The organism is Agrobacterium sp. M50-1, from assembly GCF_049843495.1.
Lineage (GTDB): Bacteria > Pseudomonadota > Alphaproteobacteria > Rhizobiales > Rhizobiaceae > Agrobacterium > Agrobacterium radiobacter.
Window position 1 is genome coordinate 405,475 of the sequence record NZ_JBBHZH010000002.1, and the last position, 17,115, is coordinate 422,589.

At 59.4% G+C, this 17,115-nt stretch carries 16 protein-coding genes, 1 tRNA gene and 1 pseudogene; 9 read left to right on the forward strand and 9 right to left on the reverse strand.

Annotated features, from left to right (window positions below; translation table 11 throughout):
- Window positions 1-7 precede the first annotated feature (7 nt).
- The 4 genes from secDF (at window position 8) to WDZ78_RS06095 (ending at window position 4,436) form a co-directional block, all read left to right on the forward strand.
- Window positions 8-2,572 (forward strand): protein translocase subunit SecDF, encoded by a 2,565-nt coding sequence (gene secDF / locus WDZ78_RS06080; RefSeq protein ID WP_020012564.1) that lies wholly within the window; start codon window positions 8-10, stop codon window positions 2,570-2,572.
- Window positions 2,572-2,964: an Mth938-like domain-containing protein gene (locus WDZ78_RS06085; RefSeq protein ID WP_425672560.1), complete on the forward strand. Its 393-nt coding sequence runs from the start codon at window positions 2,572-2,574 to the stop codon at window positions 2,962-2,964. Before secDF ends, WDZ78_RS06085 begins: the two co-directional genes overlap by 1 nt.
- Window positions 2,965-2,986: 22 nt before the next feature.
- A complete protein-coding gene (locus tag WDZ78_RS06090; protein WP_020012563.1) occupies window positions 2,987-3,832 on the forward strand; it encodes a phytoene/squalene synthase family protein in 846 nt (281 codons plus the stop codon).
- Between the two features lie 145 nt (window positions 3,833-3,977).
- Window positions 3,978-4,436, forward strand: a complete 459-nt coding sequence (locus WDZ78_RS06095; protein WP_425672561.1) for a hypothetical protein — start codon at window positions 3,978-3,980, stop codon at window positions 4,434-4,436.
- A 20-nt stretch (window positions 4,437-4,456) separates the two neighbouring features.
- Here WDZ78_RS06095 and WDZ78_RS06100 read toward each other — a convergent pair whose 3' ends face one another.
- From WDZ78_RS06100 to lipB, 3 genes are all read right to left on the reverse strand, one after another.
- On the reverse strand, window positions 4,457-5,392 hold the full coding sequence (locus WDZ78_RS06100; RefSeq protein WP_425672562.1) for a DMT family transporter: 936 nt from the start codon (window positions 5,390-5,392) through the stop codon (window positions 4,457-4,459).
- Window positions 5,393-5,480: 88 nt separating this feature from the next.
- On the reverse strand, window positions 5,481-6,548 hold the full coding sequence (locus WDZ78_RS06105) for an NAD(P)-dependent alcohol dehydrogenase (protein WP_425672563.1): 1,068 nt from the start codon (window positions 6,546-6,548) through the stop codon (window positions 5,481-5,483).
- A gap of 66 nt (window positions 6,549-6,614) precedes the next feature.
- The gene (gene lipB / locus WDZ78_RS06110) at window positions 6,615-7,346 is read right to left on the reverse strand and encodes a lipoyl(octanoyl) transferase LipB (protein WP_020012559.1); all 732 of its coding nucleotides are present in this window, start codon (window positions 7,344-7,346) and stop codon (window positions 6,615-6,617) included.
- Window positions 7,347-7,535: 189 nt separating this feature from the next.
- On the opposite strand from lipB, the gene WDZ78_RS06115 reads away from it, so the two are divergent.
- Together WDZ78_RS06115 and WDZ78_RS06120 are read left to right on the forward strand one after the other, a co-directional pair.
- A tRNA-Leu gene (locus WDZ78_RS06115) sits at window positions 7,536-7,620 on the forward strand.
- Between the two features lie 582 nt (window positions 7,621-8,202).
- Window positions 8,203-8,589, forward strand: coding sequence for a PAS domain-containing protein (locus WDZ78_RS06120; RefSeq protein ID WP_020012558.1), 387 nt, complete (start codon window positions 8,203-8,205; stop codon window positions 8,587-8,589).
- Window positions 8,590-8,665: 76 nt separating this feature from the next.
- On the opposite strand, the gene WDZ78_RS06125 is transcribed toward WDZ78_RS06120, so the two are convergent.
- Window positions 8,666-8,833, reverse strand: coding sequence for a Thivi_2564 family membrane protein (locus WDZ78_RS06125; protein WP_003502827.1), 168 nt, complete (start codon window positions 8,831-8,833; stop codon window positions 8,666-8,668).
- A 111-nt stretch (window positions 8,834-8,944) separates the two neighbouring features.
- Here WDZ78_RS06125 and WDZ78_RS06130 point away from each other — a divergent pair, with 111 nt between their 5' ends.
- Entirely contained in the window at window positions 8,945-9,370 is a 426-nt protein-coding gene (locus WDZ78_RS06130) for an OsmC family protein (RefSeq protein WP_425672564.1), read from the forward strand.
- A gap of 3 nt (window positions 9,371-9,373) precedes the next feature.
- On the opposite strand, the gene WDZ78_RS06135 is transcribed toward WDZ78_RS06130, so the two are convergent.
- The 3 genes and pseudogenes from WDZ78_RS06135 to WDZ78_RS06145 form a co-directional block, all read right to left on the reverse strand.
- Window positions 9,374-9,868 (reverse strand): peptide deformylase, encoded by a 495-nt coding sequence (locus WDZ78_RS06135; RefSeq protein WP_425672565.1) that lies wholly within the window; start codon window positions 9,866-9,868, stop codon window positions 9,374-9,376.
- Between the two features lie 17 nt (window positions 9,869-9,885).
- Window positions 9,886-10,188, reverse strand: a complete 303-nt coding sequence (locus WDZ78_RS06140) for a hypothetical protein (protein WP_425672566.1) — start codon at window positions 10,186-10,188, stop codon at window positions 9,886-9,888.
- Window positions 10,188-12,487, reverse strand: a pseudogene (locus tag WDZ78_RS06145) (FdhF/YdeP family oxidoreductase). The gene WDZ78_RS06140 and the pseudogene WDZ78_RS06145 overlap by 1 nt, the downstream one beginning before the upstream one ends.
- Window positions 12,488-12,880: 393 nt before the next feature.
- On the opposite strand from WDZ78_RS06145, the gene mgtE reads away from it, so the two are divergent.
- Both mgtE and WDZ78_RS06155 read left to right on the forward strand, forming a co-directional pair.
- Complete coding sequence (gene mgtE / locus WDZ78_RS06150; protein WP_020012553.1) at window positions 12,881-14,308, forward strand: magnesium transporter; 1,428 nt, start codon at window positions 12,881-12,883, stop codon at window positions 14,306-14,308.
- Between the two features lie 70 nt (window positions 14,309-14,378).
- Window positions 14,379-14,765, forward strand: coding sequence for a MerR family transcriptional regulator (locus tag WDZ78_RS06155; protein ID WP_003495942.1), 387 nt, complete (start codon window positions 14,379-14,381; stop codon window positions 14,763-14,765).
- A 246-nt stretch (window positions 14,766-15,011) separates the two neighbouring features.
- On the opposite strand, the gene WDZ78_RS06160 is transcribed toward WDZ78_RS06155, so the two are convergent.
- Window positions 15,012-15,977 (reverse strand): heparan-alpha-glucosaminide N-acetyltransferase, encoded by a 966-nt coding sequence (locus WDZ78_RS06160; protein WP_026364105.1) that lies wholly within the window; start codon window positions 15,975-15,977, stop codon window positions 15,012-15,014.
- Between the two features lie 93 nt (window positions 15,978-16,070).
- Window positions 16,071-16,763: a DUF599 domain-containing protein gene (locus WDZ78_RS06165; RefSeq protein WP_020012551.1), complete on the reverse strand. Its 693-nt coding sequence runs from the start codon at window positions 16,761-16,763 to the stop codon at window positions 16,071-16,073.
- Between the last annotated feature and the right edge of the window lie 352 nt (window positions 16,764-17,115).

Consider the following 17,115-nt stretch of genomic DNA (forward strand, 5'->3'; position numbering starts at 1 on the left):
GATCGAAATGCTTCATTTTTCCCGTTGGAAAACAGTCTTCATCTGGCTGCTTGTGCTGGCAAGCGTCTTCATCGCCTCTCCCAACCTGTTTACGGACAAACAGCTGGAGGGCATGCCTGCCTGGTACAAGGACAACAAGGTAACGCTCGGTCTCGACCTTCAGGGCGGTTCGCACATCATGCTCAAGATCGAGCGTTCCGACATCGTCAAGGAACGGCTTGAAACGATCGTGGGCGATGTGCGCACCCAGCTTCGCGACGCCAACATCCGCTATTCGGGGCTCACCGGCAACGGCCAGCAAATTCAGGTTCGCATCAGTGACCCGGCACAATACGAAGCGGCTAAAACCGCGCTTCGCGACCTGACGCAGCCGGTGTCCGCCGGCACGCTGGTCGGCGGCTCCATCACCGAAGTGACGATGAATGACGGCGGCGACAATCTGCTGCGGCTCAACCTCACGGATGAAGGCATCGATTACCGCCTGTCTTCGGCCGTGTCGCAGTCCATCGAAGTCGTGCGCCGCCGCGTTGACGAAGTCGGCACCACAGAGCCGCTCATCCAGCGTCAGGGTTCCGACCGCATCATCGTGCAGGTGCCTGGCCTTCAAGACCCGCAGCGCCTGAAGTCGCTCCTCAACCAGACGGCAAAGCTGTCCTTCCGCATGGTGGACACCACCATGCCGGTGCAGGAAGCCATGAACGGCCGTCCGCCCGCGACCTCTGAAGTTCTCTATTCGCAGGATGATCCGCCGGTTCCCTATCTGGTGGAACGCCGTGCGCTCGTTTCCGGCGACAATCTCGTCGACGCGCAGGCAAGCTTCAACCAGCAGACCAATGAACCGGTCGTCACCTTCCGCTTCGACAGCCGCGGCGCGCAACGCTTTGCGCAGGCGACGCAGCAGAATGTCGGCAAGCCTTTCGCCATCGTGCTCGACAACCAGGTCATTTCCGCACCTGTTATCCGCGAGCCGATCATCGGCGGTTCGGGACAGATTTCCGGGAACTTCTCGGTTCAGGGCGCCAACGACCTTGCGGTGCTGCTGCGCGCCGGTGCGCTGCCGGCCACGCTGACCGTGGTAGAAGAACGCACCGTCGGCCCGAGCCTTGGTAACGACTCCATCACCGCCGGCCTGACGGCAAGCGCCATCGGCGCCGTCGGCGTCCTCATCTTCATGTTCGTCTTTTATGGCTTCTTCGGCCTGCTCGCGAATATTGCGCTCATCGTCAACGTCGTCATGCTGCTTGCCGTCCTCAGTGTGATCGGATCGACGCTGACCTTGCCCGGTATTGCCGGTATCGTCTTGACGATCGGCATGGCGGTGGATTCCAACGTTCTGATCTATGAGCGCATACGTGAAGAGGTGAAGAGCGGCAAACCGCTGATCCAGTCCCTGGATAACGGCTTCACCCGCGCCTTTGCGACCATTGTCGACGCCAACCTGACGACACTGATCGTGGCGAGCGTGCTGTTCTACATGGGCACCGGTCCGGTCAAGGGTTTTGCCGTTACGCTCGCCGTCGGCATCATCACCACCGTCTTCACGGCGTATACGCTGACGGCGTGGATGTTCGGCTACTGGGTTCGCCGCAGCCGTCCGAAACATCTGCCCAAGGGTGTGCGTACCGCCATGTTCGATGGCCGCGACATTCCCTTCATGCGCTATCGTCGCGTGGTGTTCATGATCACCGGCGTGATCATGCTCGCCTGTGTCGGCGGTTTCGTTGCCAAGGGCCTGAACCTCGGCATCGACTTCCAGGGCGGTTCGGTTATCGAAGTGCGCGCCAAGCAGGGTGAGGCCGATCTCGCCGATATTCGCGATCGTCTGAACCAGCTGAACCTCGGTGAAATCCAGGCGCAGAACTTTGGCACACCGCAGGATGTTCTCATCCGCATTCAGGCGCAGGACGGCGGTGAAAATGCCGAGCAGTCCGCCATCACCATGGTGCGTGGCGAGCTTGAGGACAAATATGACTTCCGCCGCGTGGAAGTCGTCGGTCCTGCCGTTTCCGGTGACCTGACCTTCACCTCCACGATCGGCGTTGTGCTCGCCATGGCGGCGATTATGGTCTACATCTGGGTTCGCTTCGAGTGGCAGTTTGCACTCGGCGCGGTCATCTCGATGGTTCATGACGTGGTCTTCACCATCGGCCTGTTCGTCTTCCTGGATATAGAGTTCAACCTCACCAGTATCGCGGCGATCCTGACGATCATTGGTTATTCGCTGAACGACACCGTCGTCATCTATGACCGTGTCCGTGAAAATTTGAGGCGGTACAAAAAGATGCCGCTGTCGATGATCATCGATGCGTCGCTGAACCAGACCCTGTCGCGCACGATCCTGACTGGTCTGACTGTCCTTCTGGCGCTTCTGGCACTCTACCTCTTCGGTGGCGAGGTCATCCGTTCCTTCACCTTCGCTATGCTGTTCGGCGTCGGTATCGGCGTGTTCTCCTCGGTCTATATCGCGGCTCCGGTGCTGATCGCCTTCAAGCTGCGTCCCGATAGCAAGGATGCGGAAGACGAGAAGGATGAGAAGTCCGGCAACGCCATCGGCGGCAAGCCTGCCGTCTGATGGCCGGCGGGATCGAAATACGCCCGGCCCATTTTCCCGGCCGGGCGCCCATCGATGCCTATGGCAATGGCGGTTTCCGTTTTGCCGACATGTCGCATCGCGGTTCGCTTCTGCTTCTGCCTTCGGGCATTTACGGGTGGGAGCCCGTTGAGGCAAAAGAACTGACCGTCGGGCATTTCGAAAAGGTTCTGGCGGAAGCACAGGATATCGAAGTGCTGCTGATCGGCACCGGTGACGGCATGCGGGTTCTGCCGAAAGAACTGCGCGCCGCCTTTAAGGAGGCGGGCATTTCGGTTGACCCGATGAGTACGGGTGCTGCGGTGCGCACCTATAATATCATGCTTTCGGAATCGCGCGCCGTGGCTGCGGCGCTGATTGCCGTCGAAGGCTGACAGGCGTTTCGCGCGGGGAACCATGGCACCCACAGAAAATCTCGACGTCAGCCTCGCGACGCTGCGCGATACCGATCGCGACCGTTATCTTGCCTGCCTTCTGTCGCCTGCCGACAGGCGCAATGCCCTTGCTGCGCTTTATGCCTTCAACGCCGAAATCGCCCGCATCCGCGATTCCGTGCGCGAGGCGCTGCCCGGCGAAGTGCGCATGCAATGGTGGCGCGACCTTATCGATGGCAATCCGCACGGTGACAGCCAGTCCCACCCGGTGGCTGCAGCGCTTCTGACAACGATCGAGCAATATCGCCTGCCGCGCCCGGTTCTGGCCAATATGATCGAGGCCCGGATCTTCGATCTCTATGACGACCTGTTCGAGGATCGCAATGCGCTTGAAGGTTATGCTGGCGAAACCGCATCCGCTTTGATCCAGCTTGCAAGTCTCGTGCTTTCCGCTGAGGATGCCGCATCCAGCGCGGAAGCGGCAGGTCACGCGGGCGTGGCGCAGGCCATGGCCGGCATGTTGCTGCTCATGCCGCTGCACCGGCGTCGCGGGCAGGTCTATATTCCCGCCGATATGCTTGCTGCGGCCGGGCTCGACCGCGAGACCTTTCTGGAAGGCAAGGACGGGCAGCGCATCGGCATTGCCATCGAGATTTTTGCGACCCATGCGCTGGATCATATGGAGAGGGCGCGACGCGCAAAGATCTCGAAAAATGTTTTTGCCGCCTATCTTCCCGTCGCCCTGTCCGGCCCTGTCATCGCTGCGGCGAGAAAGGCGGGGAGCGGCGTATTTGACGGCGACCTGCAACTGTCGCAGCTTCGCCGGCAATGGCTGCTGGCAAAGGCCTCTTTCCTCAAGCGTTTCTGATTGCGCAGACCGCGTAACGCAGCGAAACGACGTCGATCCGGCAGAGCCACACTTCACACAAGCCTCGGTCTGTATGAACCTGAGCCGGGTTCGCGTCGTTTCGATTCGCGAATCGTGATGTTTCGATGCTGAGGGAGCGCCCCGGATGAGTATTGCGATCTGGATTATCGTTTTCGTGCTGCTTTCGGTCTTCGCTGTCTACGCCTGGCGCATGACGCGGGCGACGGATGAGGATAACAGTCATGATGTGGGGCAGGCGATCATGGATTTCGCCCGCGCCTTTCCCAACGAGGCGATCAGAAGTCTGCACATGACGGCGGATGGTGGTGCCGCCTTCGTGCGGCTACATGATAACAAGGCCGGCTTCATGCGCAATATGGGGTCGCATTATGTGTGTGTGATGATCGATCCCGAGCGCATCAGGGTCGAGAGTCTGGAAAGCGGTGACGGTTTCGTCGTCACCTTTTTCGACATGCCGAAATATAGCGGCTCATACCGGTTCAAATCGGCCGGAGAGGCGGCCGAGGTTTCGCTGTGGCTGCTTGGCAGCCTTGTGGAGGCGCAGGATCATCACGACGACGGGCCGCTGCCCTCGAACGGTTGAGGCATGTCAGGTGTCGACTGTCACTGCCGGTCAAGCGGCGGGGTCGCACCGGTTTGCTGGCGCTCGCGCCAGATGATGAACAGGCCGGATGCGACGATGATGAGGATGCCGAGCCATTTTGATGGCGTCGGGAAATCGGAAAACAGCGCATAACCGAGGATAGTCGCCGAGATGATCTCGAAATACTGGAACGGCGCCAGCAGAGAAAGCGGCGCCAGCCGGAAGGCCCTGACAATCAACAGGTGCATGTAGCCGGATATCGATCCCAACAGGATTAGCAGCGTGAGGGCAAAGCCGGATTGCGGGAGCGAGACGGCGAAATCCTTGTCGCCGAGTGCATCACCGGCAAGAAGGGCCGCTCCCATGAACACCGTGCCGGCAATGCCGGACATGGTCTGCATGACCAGCGGGCTGTCGGCATCGCCGATGGCGCGGTTCAGGAACAGGTAAAGTGTGTACAGGAAGGCGCAGGCGACCGGCAGAAGCGATGTCCAGCCGAAGATTTCGAAACTTGGCTGAATGACGATCAAGGCGCCGCCAAACCCGACTGCGATCGCCGTCCAGCGCTTCCAGCCAACCTTGTCGCCGAGGAAGATCGCCGACATCATCGTCAGCATGAATGGTTCGACGAAATAGATCGCAAAGACATCCGCAAGCGGCATGTATTTGACAGCGGCGAAGAACATCAGGCTGGCCGAGGCGTGCAGCACGCCGCGCAGGCAGTTCATCCATGGCCGTTTGGCGCTGAACAGCGCCCTGGGTGACACCGCAAGCAGTAGCGGCAGGGTGCAGAGCACCTGGAAAAAGAATCGGTAGAAGGTCACCTGCGCCGGCGACATGCCGCCGCTCACCGCCATGTATTTGGCGATCGCATCCATGACCGGCAGCACCAGCATGCAACCCGCCATGATGGTCATGCCCTTGGCGATATCGTTGAAACCGGTCTGGCTGGTCATGGATCGGGGAGTCATGGATCAGGCTGCGCTTTCGACCAAAAGGTCCAACGGGAGAGGGGACGCCTGCAAGGTCGCCCCCCTTCCGGGGTCAGGCGGCCTTCTGGCGCGGCAGGCTCTTCATATCAATGACAAAGCGATAACGCACATCGCTTTTTATCATGCGTTCATAAGCGTCGTTGATCTGATCGATATCGATCATCTCGATCTCGGCGGCGATGCCTTTTTCGGCGCAGAAATCCAGCATTTCCTGCGTCTCGGGAATGCCGCCGATCATCGAGCCGGCAAAGGTCTTGCGGCCGGGGATAAGGCTGAAAGCCATCACCGAGAGCGGCTTTTCCGGCGCGCCTACCTGCACCAGTGCACCGTCACGTTTCAGCAGTGCGAGGTAGGCGTTGATGTCGTGGTCGGCGGCCACAGCGTCGATGATGAGATCGAGGCTCGAGGCGGCCTTTTTCATCTGCTCGGCATCACGCGAGATGATGACCTCGTGGGCGCCAAGCTTTTTGGCGTCCTCCGCCTTGCCGGGCGAGGTCGTGATCATCACGACAGTCGCACCCATGGCATTGGCAAGCTTGACAGCCATATGGCCAAGGCCACCGAGACCGACGACGCCGACACGCTTGCCGGGGCCGGCGTTCCAGTGCCGCAGCGGCGAGTAGGTGGTAATGCCCGCGCAGAGCAGGGGTGCGGCGGCCGCCGGGTCGAGGCCTTCGGGAATGTTGAGGACGTAGCGGTCATCGACGACCACATGGGCGGAATAACCACCAAGCGTATGCGCGCCGCCGCCCATCGCCTTGTCAGGCGAATTATAGGTGCCGGTCATGCCGTTTTCGCAATATTGCTCCAGACCTTCGGCGCAGCTCGCGCATTCACGGCAACTATCGACGATGCAGCCGACGCCGACGCGGTCACCCGCCTTGAATTTGGTGACCTGCGCACCCACCCGGCCGACACGGCCGATGATTTCGTGGCCGGGAACGCAGGGGTAGAGGGACCCCGGCCATTCGCTGCGGGCCGTATGAATATCGGAGTGGCAGACGCCACAGAATTCGATCTCGATTTCGACATCGCGCGGGCCGGGATCGCGACGCTTGATGGCCGCGAGCTTCATCGGCGAAGAACCGTCGTCGCAGGCATAGGCGGACGTTGTGAACATGGTCGTTCCTCCTCTTGTAGTGATCGATGCTGGAAACACCGGACTGCGGCAAAGGTTGCGCTGCAATCAGCCGCCAGCGCCGGTTTCGGGCACTGCAGGGCCAAAGACCTCCTCGAAGGCCTCGCGCAGCAGAACGTCGACGTCGCCGATCATAACCGGCAATCCGAGATCGACAAGGCTGGTGACGCCATAGGCGCTGATGCCGCAGGGAACGATACCGGAAAAATGCGTGAGGTCGGGATCGACATTGATCGAGAGCCCATGGAAGCTCACCCATTTGCGCAGGCGGATGCCGAGCGCGGCGATCTTGTCCTCGGCCATGCCGCCATCGGCAAGCAGGGGTTTTTCCGGCCGCCTGACCCAGACGCCGACGCGGTCCTCGCGCCGTTCGCCCCGGACATTCATCTTGTCGAGCGTGCGGATGATGACATCCTCCAGCGCCGCCACATAGGCGCGCACATCCTGCCGCCGCCGCTTCAGGTCGAGCATGACGTAGACGACCCGCTGTCCGGGCCCGTGATAGGTATATTCACCGCCGCGACCCGTGGCGAAGACCGGGAAACGCTCCGGCTCGATGAGATCGGCGACATCGGCGCTGGTGCCGGCGGTATAGAGCGGCGGATGCTCCAGAAGCCAGACGAGTTCGTCAGCCTCCCCGGCGGCGATGGCGGCGACTTCCCGCTCCATCTCCTCTATTGCCACCTCGTAAGGCACGAGACCTTCCGAGATTCGCCAGCGAACCGGCGGCGAACCGGCGGGGGCAAGCATATTTGTCTCGATATCGGTGCGTGTGAGCATGAAAAAGTCCTTTCCACAGCCTTCTCGCAAAATGGCGACAGGGCCGCAACCCCAGCATTTCCGGGCTTCCTGCATATAGGATGGTGCAGTGCGATTTTTAATTTCAAAAAACTGTCACGACGCTCTTGTGCACCGAAAATCCTTTTGCTACATGCACCCCCGTCGGCGCAAGTCGACGCCTACCACGATGCGGTCGTGGCGGAATTGGTAGACGCGCAGCGTTGAGGTCGCTGTGGGGCAACCCGTGGAAGTTCGAGTCTTCTCGACCGCACCAAAGAAACCCGCTTCGGCGGGTTTTTTCTTTTTTAGTCAACTGATTAGCCCTACGCCTTGGAAACCACGAAGGTTCGTTGGTGCGCACATCGGCCATGTCAATGTTTTAGCGCGCAGCCGGAACGCTCTGATTGAAGGGCGGCAAATTATCCACTTGCCGCCGTCCGGCTTGAATGGACGAGGTGAACTAGCGTCGGTTGCGCTGCCCGTCACCGACACGGTAGGGATCGCCGTCCATGACCTGATCCATTCGCCACTCGTTTCCACGATATGGACTATGCCATGTCTGGCATCCGGCTAGAAAGACGGTTGCGGTCAACAATCCGAAAGTGATGGCGGTTCGCACCATGTTGAACTCCTTCGAAATATCATCTTAAGCCATGTAGGCGCAGGCAGGTGGTTTTGCGATGCCTTTTCAGAATTATCGTCCATCTCGGAACGCCATTTGGATTCGGTGATCAGCAGATTTCCGTGGATATCGATACACGCTGCAGTAGCCAGACGCTTCCCCCCATAAAAACGAGGGGTGGAATATTAGAGGTCTGATGTTAGCTTTTGTCAGGAAAAATGTCTGGGGGTTTTCGTGCTGGGGGACAAAACGGATTCAGACAATGCGCTCGGCTATTACATGTGGAGCATTTCCGACAACAGGCTGATCATGGATGCTGTAACGGCGGAATGTCATGGGTTTCCGGAACCCGTTGCGTCGCGCGGGGTGACGATCGAGGAAATTCTCGAAAGAATCGACGTCGAAATGCGCGATCAGGTGGCGCAGGCCATTTTTGAGAGTATCACCACCGGCGTGTTTTTCGACCAGCGCTACAAGGTCAATCTGCCTGATGGTTCGAGCCGCTGGATCGTGGCGAAGGGCAGGGCGATTTTTGACGCCGACAATACGCCGTTTCTCGGCATTGGCAGCGTCCGGGATATTACACTGAAAAAAGCCTATCAGTTCGAGCCTCGCCAATAGCGATCAGGCGGGTGGAAAAAAGCGCATAAAAGAGGCGGCTTTCGCCGCCTTTTTTTGTCTGCACCGTGCCGGGACATCAGAACACGGCGAGATATTTCAGCAACGAAATAATGCCGATGATGATGACGATCACCTGAGCGATCTGCTTCGCACCGCCGCCGACCGGCAGTCGCGCGATAAGCCACAAGACAAGCACAATCACCAGGAAGGTGATCAGAATGCTGACGAGCGTAGATGTAACCATATGTCCCAGCTCCCTTTTTAATCAATATTCGACGGTCGTTCACCGTTGCGTGAGTAAAAGCGCGAGGCTAATTTTGGTTCCATCGGGTGAAATCGCGGTGTGAGGTCGGGTATGAATCAGTTCCGGGTTAAAAAGCGTCCGACGGGGGCCGTCGTTACACTTGGCCGTCTTGGGCATCCCGACGTCGTCACGGCCACCGGAGGCGCGCTGACGGTGGTGACGGGGGCCTCAGAGCCGGGTTTCAATCCGCTCGATCTTCTTTATTCGTCGCTGGCGGCCTGCCTGGCGCTTAGCGCCCGGATTGCGGCGAGCCGCATGGCTGTGCTCGACCGGTTCGAAAAGGTCACGGTGCGTGTGTCGGGCGAAAAGGCCGATGAAGAGCCATCGCGGATCGTGCGTTTCGATGTCCGGATCGAGATAAAGGGGGATTTCGATGAGGCCACCCGCAGCGCCATCGCCCATATGGCCGAGGATATCTGCACCGTCAGCAACACGCTGAAGGGCGATGCGGAATTTATGCTGTCAGTTACCGGCTGACCGTCAGGGTTTTCGGGATTTTTCCCATTTTTTTACCAGCCGGTCGCGCTTGAGCTTCGAGAGGCGCTTCAGCCAGAAAATACCATCCAGCTGGTCGATCTCGTGCTGGATGCAGATGGCGTGAAATCCTTGGGCGGTCTGCCGGTGTTCTGCCCCGTATATGTCCTGAAACCTAACCTCGATTTCCGAGGGCCGTTCCACCTCGTCGGTAAAGCCCGGCATGGAGACGCTGCCCTCCACATGGCGCATTGTCTGCGACGACTGGCTGACGATTTCAGGGTTGACGTAAGTCAGGACAGTTCCCGGTGTCAGCTCCAGCACGAAAACTCGCTGTTTTACGCCGATATGGGCGGCGGTGATGCCCACGCCGGGCGCGGCGCGCATCGTGTCGGTCAGGTCGGTGACCAGATCGTGCAGCTGCTCGCCGAAAACGGTGACCGGCGCGCAGATCTCGGACAGACCGAAATGGGGATAGGGCAGGATCGGCCTGATTGCCAAGGAATGCTCCGTTCTTTTCAAATTCGGGAGGAAGAGGCGGCGAGCGCCTGTCCTTCCTCCGTTGCCTCCAGAAAGCTGCGCTGGGTGCGGGCATCGCGTTTTGTGACCCGCACGAAACGCGGCGACAGCAGAGTGATTTCGCGCAGAATGAGGGCGTGTGCAAGCCCAAGCCGGTTGGCGATGCTGCGGCTGTCGGCGGCAATGTTTAGATAAACCGCCAGAAGGATCGCCGCGCCCGTGGCTGTCAGCGCCTGTGAGGAACTTTCCTGAACCCGCTCCATCGCCGCCATGAACGCAGCGGCGGAGTGCGCCTCGTCCATCAGGAGGCGTCCGGGCGCAGGCGAACGGAGACGAGCACCGATTTCGATGTCGGCGTGAAGCTGCCTTCGCCATAGCTCGACAGCGGAACCAGCACGTTCAGTTCCGGATAATAACCGCCGACGCTGCCACGCGGGATATTATAGGGCACCAGCCGGAAATTTCTCGCGACCCGTTCCACACCATCGCCATATTCGCCGATGACATCGACGCGCTGGCGGGAATGGGCGCCAAGCGCTTCCATATCCCCTGGGTTCATGAAGATGACATGGCGCTCGCCATAGACGCCGCGATAGCGGTCATCCATGCCGTAGATCGTGGTGTTGTATTGATCATGGCTGCGGAAGGTCTGCAATACGAAGAGGTTGTCGCGCATCAGCGCCTGCTGGTGTTCGGTCTGTTCGGGCAGCGGGCCGCTATAGAAGGTGGCCTTTTTCGCCGGCGTGTTCCATTCCCGTTCGGCCGCGGCATTGCGCAGATGAAAACCGCGCGGCACACGGACGCGCTCGTTGAAATTATCGAAACCGGGAATGACGCGCTCGATCATGTCGCGGATGAGATCGTAATCATCGGCAAGCGCCTTCCAGTCGACATGCGCATTGCCAAGCGTTGCTTCGGCGATGCCGGCAACGATGGCGACTTCCGAACGCAGCTCCTCCGAGGCCGGCGGATTGATGCCGCCGGAGCCGTGCACCATGCTCATGGAATCTTCCACCGTGACGATCTGCGAGCGGCCGGCCGAATTGCGGTCGATTTCCGTTCGGCCAAGGCAGGGCAATACGAAGGAGGTTTCACCCGGCACCAGATGCGAATGGTTGAGCTTGGTGGCGATGTTGACGGTCAGCTTCTGCTTTTCGAAAGCCTTGATAATCAGCGGGCTGTCGGGTGTCGCGCGCATGAAATTGCCGCCAAGCGCGATGAAGGTCTGAGCCTTGCCGTCCAGCATCGCGGCGACGGCTTCCACGGTATTGTGGCCGGGTCTGCGCGGCATAGGCACACCAAGTTCCTTCTCCAGCGCGTCGAGAAGCGCCGGCGGTGCTTTTTCGTCGATGCCGACGGTGCGGTCACCCTGCACGTTGGAATGGCCGCGCACCGGGCAAAGGCCGGCGCCCGGACGGCCGACATTGCCGCGCAGCAGCATGAAATTGGTGATTTCACGAACGATGATGACGGAGTGACGGTGCTGGGTGACGCCCATGGCCCAGGTGGCGATGACGGACCCGGCATTCATGTAGATACGGGCGGCTTCCTCGATCTCCGCGCGGGTGAGGCCGGACTGGTCGAGGATGTTTTCCCAGCTCGTCGCTTCGACGGTGGCGCGATAGGCCTCGAACTCCGCCGCATGTTCGGCGATGAAGTCATAATCGATAATGGCGGGCTCACCGGCCGCCCTTGCGGCGTCGTCGGCGGCGAAGACCGCCTTGCTCATGCCTCGCACCGCCGCCATGTCTCCGCCCTGCCGGGGCTGGTAATAATTGGTGGCTATGCGGGTGCTGCCACCGGTAATCATCTCCACCTTGTCCTGCGGGTCTGCAAAGCGCTCCAGACCCTTTTCGCGGATGGGGTTGAAGACCGCGATCCGGGCGCCGCGAAGGGCGGCGCGGCGCAGGTCGCCCAGCATGCGGGGATGGTTTGTACCGGGATTTTGTCCGATGACGAAAATGGCGTCCGTCTGCTCGAAATCCTCAAGCAGCACGGTGCCCTTGCCGACGCCGATCGATTCCTTCAGGCCGACGCCGCTCGCTTCGTGACACATGTTGGAGCAGTCGGGGAAATTGTTGGTGCCGTAGAGCCTGACCATCAGCTGATAAAGGAAGGCCGCCTCGTTGGAGGCGCGGCCGGAGGTATAGAACTCCGCCCGGTCCGGACTGTCGAGACCCTTGAGGATGTCGCCGATTTCGGCGAAGGCATCGTCCCAGGAGACAGGCAGATATTTATCGCTATCCCGGTCATAACGCATGGGATGGGTGAGGCGGCCCTGTTTTTCCAGATCGTAGTCGGACCAGCTGCGCAATTCGGAGACGGTGCGGCTGGCGAAGAAATCCGGTGGTACGCGCGCTTCCGTCGCTTCCCATGACACCGCCTTGACGCCATTCTCGCAAAATTCGAAAGAGGAGCCGTGTTCGGGGTCGCCCCAGGCGCAGCCCGGGCAGTCGAACCCATCCGGCTGGTTGGTCTTCAAAGTGTGCGGGCGCCGGAAATCGGTGCGCCGGATTCCAGAAGGCGTTTGCCGACGCTTTTCAGTGCGCCCCAGCCACCTGCGGCGGAGGATGCCTTGCCTATGAAATCCGTCTTGCTCATGTCTGTGATTCCCGGGATGTGTCTTCTTGCGCCTGCCCGAAGGCGCTTGCCGTTTGTCAAAAGCAGCTTCAAAAGCGCTGATCCACACCGCCTGTCAATGTCTTAATTGTGCATTGCGGTAAAACCCTTATTTGCCCGTTCGACTTTTGAAACGGGAACGGCGTAAAGGGGCCGGACGTTGTCGTAAAACAAGCCGCGCAGATTGGCTAAACATGCTTATGGCCGCTGGCTGAGACCCTGCCGGCCAATAGGAAGAGGAATGTTGAATGGATTTTTCGCCGCAGTCGGAAAGCTTGTTCATTTGCCGCTATCCGGTTGTTGACAATATACCTTTTAACGCCATTCTGCCTGCGCATCCGTGCACTGCGGCATTTGAATACGAGGGGACGCCAGATGACAGACCGTGACGACGATCCTGTCGCGCCCGAGGACATGAAGCCGACGGAAGCGCTCTCCGATATCTACGCCGAAGACGGTTCGGTACGCTCCGATTTTCTGACGATGGTGGGTGCGGCGATCGCTGACCGCGATCTGCTTTTCCTGCGCAAGAATGTGGCGCGGCTGCATGAATCGGAACTCGGCGACCTTCTGGAATCCATCCTGCCAGAACAGCGCCATGCGCTGGTGCGGCTTCTCGGTTCCGATTTCGACATGACGGCGTTGACCGAGGTGGATGAGGGCATCCGTCTCGATATCGTCGACCAGATGTCGAACGAGCAGATTGCCGCCGGTATCGGCGAGCTGGATTCGGACGACGCCGTCTATATTCTCGAGGATCTCGACGACGAAGACCGCGAGGATATTCTCTCGCAACTGCCGTTCACCGAACGCGTGCGGCTGATGCGGGCGCTGGATTATCCGGAAAGTTCGGCCGGCCGCCGCATGCAGACGGAATTCGTCGCCGTGCCGCCGTTCTGGACCGTGGGGCAGACCATCGATTATCTGCGCGAAGAAGAAGAGCTGCCGGAATCCTTCTCGCAAATTTTCGTTATCGACCCCACCTTCAAGCTGGTCGGTGCGCTTGATCTCGACAAGGTGCTGCGCGCCAAGCGTCAGGTGAAGATCGAAACGATCATGCACGAGACCAACCATTCCATTCCGGCCGAGATGGACCAGGAAGAGGCCGCGCAGCTTTTCGAACAATACGACCTTCTCTCCGCCGCCGTGGTCGACGACAACGGCCGACTGGTGGGCGTGCTGACCATCGATGACGTGGTGGACGTCATTCAGGAAGAGGCCGAGGAGGATCTGCTGCGCCTTGGCGGTGTCGGTGACGAAGAGCTGTCGGACTCGATCGCCAGCACATCCCGGTCACGCGTGCCTTGGCTTGCGGTCAATCTCATCACCGCTTTTCTCTCCGCCTCCGTCATCAGCCTGTTCGATGCGACGATCCAGCAGATCGTCGCGCTGGCGATCCTGATGCCGGCGGTGGCCGGCATGGGCGGCAATGCCGGATCGCAGACCATGACGGTGTCGGTGCGGGCGCTCGCCACCAAAAGCCTCGATATTCACAACGCCGCCCGCATCATCAGGCGCGAGGCGGGTGTGGGTATCCTGAACGGCATGCTGTTCGGTTGCGCCATCGGCATTGTCGCCGGTGTCTGGTTTCAGGATATCCATATTGGCGGCATCATCGCCACGGCCATGTGTCTCAACATGCTGGCGGCGGCGCTGGCGGGCATTCTCATTCCGCTGGTGCTCGACAAGTTCGGAGCGGACCCGGCCGTCTCTTCGGCAGTCTTCGTTACGGCGGTGACCGATATTGTTGGCTTTTTCGCCTTTCTGGGGATCGCGACCTGGTGGTACGGTATTTCCGGATAGGGAGGCGGGCAAAAATTGACTTTTACGTGAAGGTCAAATAATATCATCCGGTTATGAATCGGATAGGCCCTTGGACAAGTATTATAGCATAACCGAACTGACACGCGAATTCGGTGTTTCCACCCGTACCTTGAGATTTTATGAGGACGAGGGGCTTATTCACCCTGAGCGTCGCGGGCGCACCCGGCTTTTCAGGGCTGCGGACCGCCGCCTCATTCAGGAAATCCTGCGCGGCCGTCGTATCGGTTTCACGATCTCCGAAATTCGCGAAATCATTCATGTCTACAAGGAGCCGCCGGGCGAATCGGGCCAACTGGTGCTTCTGATGAAGAAGGTCGATGAAAAGCGCGCCGATCTCAGGCAAAAACGCAAGGACATCGAAGAGACGCTGGCGGAACTCGACAATGTTGAAGAAGCCTGTCTGACGCGGCTTGCCGAAATCGGCGTGGGGACTTGAAACCCGCCCTGTAGCGGTTTGGCTATTCCGTTAACTTACGTCGAGAATGGCTCTGAAGCCTTTCCACTTTTGCTGCATATGGAACGAGCGGGTTTCGCTTGTCTCTTCTCCCCGCCGGGGAGAAGGTCGCGGCAGCGGGATGAGGGGGCAAGGGTAGTGAGTTACGGCAACGTTGCCCCTCATCCGACCCTTCGGGCCACCTTCTCCCCCATGGGGAGAAGAAAGGGTGCCAAGGCCTGACTCTCCTTACTGCGCCTCAGCCGTGCACTGCTGCGCCACTTCGCTGACCTTCGTCTGCTGATCGGCGCTGAGTTTACCTTCCATCATCATATCGAACAGATTTTCCGCCTGCAGCTTCTCCAGCGTGCAGCCGCAGAAACGCTGGCACAGTTCCAGCCCGTTTGCCTGCTCGACGCAGCTCTTTTCACAGCTCGATTTGTACAGCTCGACCTGATCGACAGGCGGAGGCGGAGCGATGAGCGACAGGGTGTAAACGAGGCCGATCAGCACCGGCTGGTGGATGAGGTAGAAGGCAAGGCTGTGACGGCCGGCGCTGGCGATCAGGTTGCGAGGTGAACTCGGGTTTCGAAAGCGATCGAGCCAACCGCGCGGCGCGACAAATTGCGAAACCGCAAGCCCGGCGAGGAACGGCGCAAGCCAGGGCAGAAGCGGCACATAATCGTTAGAGCGGGGCGGCATGGTGGAAAAGCCGATCCAGGCCAGCCATTTTACGTTGAACAGTTCGGATTGCAGATATTGCGGCAGGATGAAAGCGATCACCGCGAAAAGCAGCGTCACGGCTGCAGGGGCTCGCAGGAACAGGAGCCCCACGAGGCTTGCGGCGGCGATATTGTGCAATATGCCGAAGAAGATGAAACTGTCCGGAAAGGCGAAATAGGTCGCGACGGTAATGAGCAGCGCCGAGCCGGCCACCATCGCAAAACGTTTGCCGAAAGACGGCCAGTTCACACCCCTGCCGTGGGCGAGAAACAGGCTGAAACCGGCCAGAAACAGGAACGAGCTGGCGATGGCGCGCGCATAGAGTTTCCACAGACCTGTTGTCGCCGTGCCGGGTTCGAGATAGCCGAAATATTCCAGGTTCCATGTGAAGTGGTAGGACGCCATGGCGATGAGGGCCAGCCCGCGCAGGGTGTCGAGACCGCCGATGCGGCCTTTGCGGCGGTTTTCGTTTACGGCTGCGTCTGTGTCCATGTTTCCCGCTTTTTTCAGCTTTTCGAGGGAGCTGACATTCACTTGGATTCGCTCGAAATGACCCGAGGGCTTGGCCCTTGAAGTGCGGCTATTTCAAGGCTGGTTTTCTTCCATGATCGCGCGCCGGGCCTCGGAAAAGAACTGGCGGCGCAACAGCGCCACGATGATGATGACCGTACTGGCAATGAAGACATAGGGGCTGATGAACCAGCCGAGATAACCGATGGACAGAAAGATCGTCCGCAGGCCGTCATTGAAGTTCTTAGCAGCGATGATGTTCATCTTTATGACGTTTTCGGCCGCTCGCTCCGCTGCCTCGCGATCCGCGTTGACATCGTGGACCATGGGGATGGCGCCGAAAAGGATCGTGCAATAGTTGAACAGGCGGTAGGACCAGCCGAATTTGAAGAAGGAATAACCGAAAAGACAGGTGAGCCCTATGACCTTCAGTTCGAAGGCCGTGCGCCCGGCATAATGCACGAAAGGCATGTCGCGAAACACCGATTCCACCTGCTCGGTCGCTCCCAGAAGGGCGAAACACCCACCGATGGCGAAAATGGAGGTGGAGGCGAAAAAGGCTGTACCGTTCTGCAGGCCGGCCATGATCTGCGTGTCGATCATTTTCAGGTCGCGTTTCAGCGAATTCATGATCCAGTGGCGACGGCGCTCGGCCATGGCCTGATTGAGGCTGGCTCTGGAAAACAGCCTCGTTCCCGTCGTTACATGGGTATAGACGGCCCAAAGCAGGATGAAAACGACGATCGAGATATAGTCCATGACGGTCATCACGGGCAGGCCACCCTGGTGTTAGCGAATCTTCGAAAGCATATTGATTTGAAGGCCATGGCAAGGCAATGGCGGTGACTGCCGTCACTCGATATTCTCCTTCGGCGTTGCGGTTTCATCATTCGGTTTTTCGCTAACTTTCCGGTAACCAAGTCGCATTATCAATCCACTTGCGGACGACAGGTCTGCCGGTTCCGGGTAAGGTTTTGCGTACCGGTTCCGCGTAAATCCCGGCACGGTCACCCGCCGATTGACAGGATGGCATTTCGCACCTAGCCTTTCATCAGGACCGGTGTTTCCGGTATCCGGGGTAATCAGGGCTTTCCATGTCCCGCATCGTGCGGGCGGGTCT